This is a genomic window from Geobacillus sp. Manikaran-105 (genome assembly GCF_002809955.1).
Classification (GTDB): Bacteria; Bacillota; Bacilli; order Bacillales; family Anoxybacillaceae; genus Geobacillus; species Geobacillus thermophilus.
Genome location: NZ_PIJG01000076.1, coordinates 1 through 7125, shown reverse-complemented (window position 1 = coordinate 7125; position 7125 = coordinate 1). Strand labels below are relative to the sequence as shown.

General features: G+C 43.1%; 7 protein-coding genes, 1 tRNA gene and 1 pseudogene. 7 read left to right on the top strand and 2 right to left on the bottom strand.

Going from position 1 to position 7125, the window contains the following annotated elements; translation table 11 throughout:
- Positions 1 to 197: pseudogene (locus CV945_RS17660) on the top strand (IS1634 family transposase); the annotation flags it as partial.
- Positions 198 to 328: 131 nt separating this feature from the next.
- Here the strand turns inward: CV945_RS17660 and CV945_RS15760 are convergent.
- Positions 329 to 601 (bottom strand): hypothetical protein, encoded by a 273-nt coding sequence (locus tag CV945_RS15760; protein WP_094238551.1) that lies wholly within the window; start codon positions 599 to 601, stop codon positions 329 to 331.
- Positions 602 to 659: 58 nt separating this feature from the next.
- Positions 660 to 1394, bottom strand: a complete 735-nt coding sequence (locus tag CV945_RS15755; RefSeq protein WP_094238552.1) for a nucleotidyltransferase family protein — start codon at positions 1392 to 1394, stop codon at positions 660 to 662.
- 183 nt (positions 1395 to 1577) lie between these two features.
- Here CV945_RS15755 and CV945_RS15750 point away from each other — a divergent pair, with 183 nt between their 5' ends.
- From CV945_RS15750 to CV945_RS15715, 6 genes are all read left to right on the top strand, one after another.
- Positions 1578 to 2441: a tyrosine-type recombinase/integrase gene (locus CV945_RS15750; RefSeq protein ID WP_094238553.1), complete on the top strand. Its 864-nt coding sequence runs from the start codon at positions 1578 to 1580 to the stop codon at positions 2439 to 2441.
- Positions 2442 to 2452: 11 nt separating this feature from the next.
- Complete coding sequence (locus CV945_RS15745) at positions 2453 to 3433, top strand: restriction endonuclease (RefSeq protein ID WP_100660136.1); 981 nt, start codon at positions 2453 to 2455, stop codon at positions 3431 to 3433.
- A 754-nt stretch (positions 3434 to 4187) separates the two neighbouring features.
- Positions 4188 to 4260: transfer RNA gene (locus CV945_RS15730), tRNA-Arg, on the top strand.
- 331 nt (positions 4261 to 4591) lie between these two features.
- Entirely contained in the window at positions 4592 to 4939 is a 348-nt protein-coding gene (locus CV945_RS17980; protein ID WP_483299652.1) for a CDI toxin immunity protein, read from the top strand.
- Positions 4917 to 5297 carry a hypothetical protein gene (locus tag CV945_RS15725; protein WP_060787975.1) on the top strand — a complete coding sequence of 127 codons (381 nt, stop codon included), beginning with the start codon at positions 4917 to 4919 and terminating at the stop codon, positions 5295 to 5297. The genes CV945_RS17980 and CV945_RS15725 overlap by 23 nt, the downstream gene beginning before the upstream one ends.
- Before the next feature lie 1010 nt (positions 5298 to 6307).
- Positions 6308 to 6799: a hypothetical protein gene (locus tag CV945_RS15715; RefSeq protein WP_050368580.1), complete on the top strand. Its 492-nt coding sequence runs from the start codon at positions 6308 to 6310 to the stop codon at positions 6797 to 6799.
- Positions 6800 to 7125: the final 326 nt, after the last annotated feature.

Here is a 7125-nt window from a genome sequence, read left to right as displayed (position 1 = left end):
GGATCGTAGAGATCCGGACTCATGAATCGTGGCCGAACGTAAGAGACGAATGTGAGCGTCTTATGCTTGGACATTTTTCTTCCAAAAACGGCGACCTTTATCAACGAACCGAGCTGACGGCCAAACAAGCGCAACTCTTTACGGCTCTAGGGCTGGAGCCTCCTCCGAAGATCCTAGGCATCCATCCTCGCGCCTAGATACACGCCCGAAGTGTGCCCAAATGTCTCTCGTCCCTTTTGTATCAAGGGGCGAGAGACATTTTGTTTGCCTAGTGACTGTCGAACTCGGGAAAAAAATGGGGAATAAAACAAAAAGAAAACCACCTCTTTTATAAGGTGGTCTTTGGTTCATGCCAAATATATTTCTCTTTCAGGTTCAAAGCTTTCAAAAAAGTTTCAACTGATCTCGTCACAGTAGCAGGTCCGATTGTCCTTTGTGTTCTTCTAAATGTTTGAAGATCTCTTGCGCCATATACTCCAATACTTGCTTCTGGTGTTTTAGAACGAATGTATTTGTAGGCTATTTTAGCCTCTTTTGTTGACGGTAATTCCAGAATAACCGACTTATCATCAGCAGCAGAAATAATATAAACTTTGCTCATTTTCATTTCCCTCACTTATACGTGAATTATACCCAACTGATACCTAACTTTACCCATTTTAATATTGGTCAACGTCATCAATATCTTCATCGTTTTCATCTAAATATTTGTTTGAAAATGCTTGTTCATAAATATAGTCTACATATGACTTAATTGCAACTTCATCGCTATTAGGAAATCTTGGAACACTTTCAAGCCACCTACTCAAATCCAACGCATATTGATTTAATTGATCATTATCCATTTTGTATATATGTTCATGTAAATATTCATTCAACAATGCATGTGTTCTTGTCCAAAATTGAATTTCAATAGGGAAAACATAATTATTTGGTCTTATATAAACGTGAATGGCTTTATACCCATCATCATGAGTTTTCCCTAATGTTTGATCAACAATGTTGCATGCATCTTGTCCATACGGACAACATGCTACAAATTCATGAACTATCTGTTGCAACTCTGCAGTCTCTGCTTTAATAATAAATCGCATTCCTAAAATGTCATTTGCAATTTTGTAGAGCTGTTTTGTCAATTGATTACGTTCTAATTTCAACTTTATTGATGCAGGATCCTTGTAACGGTAAGTAAAGTCAATTTCAGGAATATGTTTAATTAATTCAACAATTTCATCTGGATATTCTGCTGTATTTAAATAATACTCTGCTGTCTTATTTTTTAGTTCCTCAAAAAGTTCTTCATCAAAACCTTTGTATCTGCGAGAAGTCTTGATTTCCGGCCCATGTTCAATGATTTTTTTTATAATTTCCCAAATTCCTTCATACGGCAACATAAAATTTCCCCTGCCAGATAAAAAATCTTAACTACTAATAGCATAACGTGATTAACGTATGTCAAACAAGAGGAATTAGTAAAACGGATGTTTTTTAACATAACGTAAACTATGTTGAAAAATGATGGTGATGATGTTAGAATTAAGACAAAAAATTCAACATAGTTTACAGGGGTGAGGGGAGTGCCGGAACTACTGGAACTATTTGAACTGTATTTACGGGAAGAAGGAAAAAGCGAAAACACGATTAAAGGCTATTTGCAGTCGGTAGCAGGATTTTTGAAATGGTTCGATGAATCAAAAGGTACAGAGTTTAGGCAATTGCATCGGGAAAATATCCAAGAGTATATTTCCTTTCTGCGAACCGTTAAACAAGCAAAGCCAAAAACGGTCAATACAAAGTTAAATGCGCTGGTCAAATTCAATGAGTTTCTGATCGAAATGAAAGTGCAGCGGGATATGGTATTAACCAAAAAGGATTACATGAAGGTGCAGCAACAATACGCTTCATTAGCCAAAGTGGAGTTGAAAGACGTCGAGAAATTCCGGCAACTGGTACTGGATAGCGGCAATAAACGTAATTATGCGTTAGTTACGCTTTTAGCGTATGCCGGATTGCGAATCTCCGAAGCGCTCAACCTAAAAATGAATGATTTCAACCTTGTTTCCAGAGAAATCACGGTAAGAAGCGGCAAAGGAGATAAGTATCGAGTGGTATTTATGAACGACAAGGTTAAAGCCGCTCTCCAGTCATGGTTGAAGGAACGGAAAGAAAAAGGGATTGAGAGTGAGTACCTTTTCGTTAGCAACCGAAATAAACGTTTAGACCGTACAACCGTCAATAAACTGTTTAAAGAGTATTCGCCACTCATCGGCAAGGATATTACTCCGCACGATTTGCGGCACTTCTTTTGCTCTCATGCCATTAGCCGAGGATTAAGTGTGCATGAAGTAGCGAATCAAGCTGGCCATTCCAATATACATACAACGCTTCTATACACGAATCCGACGAAAGATGAACTTATTCAAAAAATGAATCAATTATAGGAGGAACCTAGATGTCAAAATGGTGGATGATCCGCGCGGGCGATCGCAATGAACTGATTCCGCTTTGGCTGGAAAAGGGCATCGCATCGATCGGTTGGGCGAGATTGGGCGATCCGAAGAACGTTCGGTCGAAAGAACAGCTGCAGCGAAAGGCGGATGAAGTGTTTGCCGAGTCAAAACCAAAATCGAGAACGAGTTGGGTGAATCAAGTATGGCGGTTTGCCCATGAAATCAAAAAGGGCGATCGAGTGATCACATATTCAAAAGAGAAAAGGGAGTACATTGTTGGAACCGTGACAGAAGAGCATCGTTACGATCCCTCCATCGGGCATCCCTATTATCCGAACATCATCCGGGTAAAATGGGAAAATGCGACAGTTCCAAGGGATTCGCTATCAGACGGAGCGAAGAACAGTTTAGGTTCGACGCTGACGGTGTTTCGAGTGGACGAATGGGGCGATGAAATCGAGCAGCGTTTACACAGTGAACCATTCCCCAAACCTCAACCTGAAGAGGGGGAAACGGAAGAAATCGTTGAAGACCTTGTTGGAAAAGCGTTGATGATGATCCAAGACAAAGTGGACAAGCTTGATCCGTGGCAAATGCAAGATTTAGTGGCGGGCTTGCTTCAAGCAATGGGGTACAATGTGCAAGTGAGTCCGAAAGGCCCTGACGGCGGTGTGGATGTGCTCGCCTATAAGGACGCGTTTGGCTTTGAAAAACCTGTAATCAAGGTGCAAGTGAAGCATCGCAAAAGCGCCGCCTCGGCCCCGGAAATCCAGCAGCTTCTCGGAGCCAACCCGATTGATGCCAATTGCCTGTTCGTCTCCACAGGCGGTTTTACGTCCCACGCAGAGGCAGTCGCCAAACATAATTCCGTGAAACTGATTGATTTGGAAGAGCTGGTCAACTTGATTGTCCATTGGTATGAGAACATGCCTAGCGATGCGAGAGCGCTGCTTCCGCTGCAGAAAATGTATGTGCCTGAATAAAAGCCGTTTGGGGCCGATTTCCTAGTTGCTTGAGGTTTTCCCGATTAAGCGAGTTGATGTTTGTTGAGCCTTTATGCCAAGGCAGGGATTTCGTCGTATTGACTTGGATGGAACACACAAGCGAAAAACGGAGAGCTTTCCCCAGCTCTCCATTTTTTCATTCATGCAGGATTTCGACCTTATGTTCACGAATGGTATTCCTTATGTTGGTTTCTTTCGTGAGGAACCGTTCTTTCCACGTGGGGGACGATTCGGCCAAGGATGTTGATGATGACAAACGGCCAACCGTTCGTCGTGCGGATGGTGCTCCCTAAGGACGCTGATCAAGTTGCGGTGTTTGCAAGGGCGGTGGCGCGAGAAGGTCGTCTTGCCTGCGATCAGGGAAGCAGCGGTTCAAGGCTGCGGCGAATCCCATCGTTTTGCGTTGCCGTGCAGACGGGGCGCCTCGTAAAAATGCGGGGGCAATGGCGGTGTGTGGTGATAAAGATGACATTTCTATGAGGGATGAGTGGTGTCAATCGTCGCCTATACGTTCTATTCCATTGCCTCGGAACGAAGCGGGATTCGGCTGATGGATGCGGATTGGAGCGATCGATGGGGATGGATCGTTGTGCAAAGAAGCCGCCGACGGTTGAATTGCTGGGAACGAAGAGCGAACTTTGGAGGGATCGGGGGTGGAGTTCTCTATTTTGTTTGTCTATCAGCTATTGAATTTTTAGGCGCAGATGGATAGAATGAAAAAGGAGAGCCATATGGCCCCGTAGCTCAGTGGATAGAGCGTCGGTTTCCTAAACCGTGCGTCGGAGGTTCGAATCCTCTCGGGGCCGTTCCAATGATCCGACTAGTTCGGATGAAAATTCGTAAACTCCTTGATACGACTGCGTTTGCAGTCGTTTTTCATTTTTTGGGAATCCGATGGGGTGAATATCATTCTTATTGAGGCAAGGAATGTAGAGTGGCGCTCATGTTGAGTTCAATGCATGTGGAAAAGACATGAAAATATATACAGTACATACAGTGGTGTCGAACGAGAAGCGGGGGACAAACATGACATTATTTGAAGAGTGTGTTTATGCAATAGGCCATGAGAACTTGAGGATGTTAACGAGCGGGGAAACCGAAACATATTTTGATTATTTGTGCACATGATTCCCGATCTTGCCTTGGGGGAGAATCGATTGGGAAAAGGTATCGGAAAAGAAACACATAAAGCATGCATCGGAAGTAGTTGATTGGCTGCGGCAAAGGGGAATTGATCATTACGATGTGATTGTGCTATGGAATTATTCTGATAACCCTGGCATCCAGACGACATTAGAGAGAGTTCTGCATGCTATTGATGATGTGGTGGCAGTGGGGTCAGACACTTTTATTCTTTGCCAACATGGAGAGTATGCAATCGAATGTTTTCATGATGGTGTTGTGACGATCGGTGTTCCTAAAAAGAAGAGGCATTTTCATGCTGGAGAGGAGGGGGAGTCAAATGATCATTGCCAACAACTATAAAGAAATCAAAGACCATTTTGACTTCACAGATAGCATTATAACGGATATCAAGTGGAACAATCCGTTAGATTTGTCTATCACAATCGACTATTATTGGGATGTACAGGAGAATAGAGAGGAAAATAGAACATTCGTGTTGCATTTTACGGATTGCTTGGCTGTAGAGTACAAAATGTGGAAGGAAGTCATAGGAATGTCGAGGGAGGATCTCCATTTTGACAGCTTGTTTACCATGATTCGCTTCGAACATGCAGCAGCAGATTCAAGCGGATTTCAGCATTTTCGTATCTATACCTTTGATTATACAGAGCCGTTGCTGCAAATTATTTGCAAGCAGGTTCAGCTGGAAGAAGTGTAGGTCATTGTTGTCAGGGGGGGTAATGATCGCTTTATTTTGGGTAAAGAAAAGGCGAATCGCTCCGCCTTTTTGCATGGATTGACGCACGGGACACAAGCTTCTCGGGGCCAACTGGCTCGATGCGAATGGCCTGTTCATCTCAACTGAGGGATTTACATGCACCGTTTTTCCAATTATAATGATATTTAGAATAACCGTTGCCGTTCGGATGGATGGCAGGTCAAGAGAGGGGGCGGCATCGCCGCTCCTTTTGTATTCATTGCCATGGACGGGAGGGAATGCTTTGTATTCGCGAATTGCCTTATTCGTGGGACAGTGATTTTTTGCCCGCGTTACAAATCGCCCCAATCAGAAGGAGTGCATATCACCCTTTATTATTCCGACGGCAATGATGAGATTCGCCCGCACGATGAACTGTTAGATCTTGTCGATGACAGGAAAGTAATCGATGCGGAATTTCTCCACAGCATTCGACGGGAATGAGAAGGCGATTGTGTACAATTGTTATTTCCTAAGGGCGCTTTTTTTCGATTTCAGCCGCCTGTTTGAGAAATGCCACCGCAACATTGCACCAATTTCTCTCTTCAGCTGTGAGGCCCTCAGCAATGAACTTTCCGTGTTTTCAATGGTGTTTCCCTTTGGCGAAGTGTTGCAGTTTCGCTTTTCCCTGTGGAGCTGTGCAAGCAACACTAACGGAATGACATTCAGTATGACAATCCGGTTGCTGAATGGAGTATACTGGAAGTGAACGATTTGCATCCCCATATGTTTGACTTGACCGAAAAAGCAGTTTGGAAACATCAGCCGAGCCGAGAAAAAGTGATTGAACAATGGGAAACGAGAGTGCTCATCGAAGTATCTTAGCTAGAAAGGAGCGCACCTTGGGTCTTTAAGATATCCACAAAACTGAAAAATGATGTAAGGGATTTTGTCGGAAAATATTTTTTGGACACCCCTGAGGGGCCGAAAAGTCTTGATAGATCAACATTTCTAGAGGGAGGGAGAGGAAATTGGATTTCCGTGATATCCCGCAACTCATTGCCCGAATGCTCATGGAAGTGATTCAAACGCATATACCGCACCAATGGATATACAACGTTGAACCATTCATCAACCCATACAACGGCAAGATCAGCTATGACTATTCCGGTGAAGTGAGGAAAATGAAGAAGGAAGAGTTTGCCGAGCTTGTCCGATCGTTGGGGAGAAGTAAGGGCTCGCGATTTTATTGTTCTCCGTTAGATGAGTTGTTAAACAACGTTTACATTGATCAATGGGTGCCGACGTATATGTCTAACTATGGAAAGCATTGGGTGACATACTGTGACTTGCTTAGGGAAACATTTGATCAATGGAAGTACAGCCACTTTGAGATTTATGACGAGGACGGGAATGAGGTCAATGAAGATCTCAACTTGCAACTTGATGAAATATTCGAAGATTTTTTAGAGAATACTTCGCACGAGCCATTTGTTAGAGAAATTGAAAAAACGATTCCCTAATACGATGGATGTCACCTTGAAATGTTTCGGGTGTAGATGGTTTATATGACGCTTTGGCGGCATGGAGCCGTCTTTTTTGCTGCTATAAAATGTGTTTTTCATCAGCCTTCTTGAAAAATCTCTGCGTTTTTTCTCGAGATGGTGGCGAAATATTCAACGATTTTGTAAAATTATTATGAAGGGCGATGTTGGGATGGCTGTGTTGATGTTATGAATATACGATGTTGGTAACTATTCAGTCACATCATAAAGTGAGCTGAATATTTTTTGCTTTTCCTGTCTATGATGTGAATATTGATAGACAAGGAGGTGAATCACATGTTGAC

Coding starts and splice junctions, on each gene's coding strand:
- CV945_RS15760 (WP_094238551.1), bottom strand. CDS start 601: ATGAGCAAAGTTTATATTATTTCTGCTGCTGATGATAAGTCGGTTATT.
- CV945_RS15755 (WP_094238552.1), bottom strand. CDS start 1,394: ATGTTGCCGTATGAAGGAATTTGGGAAATTATAAAAAAAATCATTGAA.
- CV945_RS15745 (WP_100660136.1), top strand. CDS start 2,453: ATGTCAAAATGGTGGATGATCCGCGCGGGCGATCGCAATGAACTGATT.
- CV945_RS15725 (WP_060787975.1), top strand. CDS start 4,917: ATGATCATTGCCAACAACTATAAAGAAATCAAAGACCATTTTGACTTC.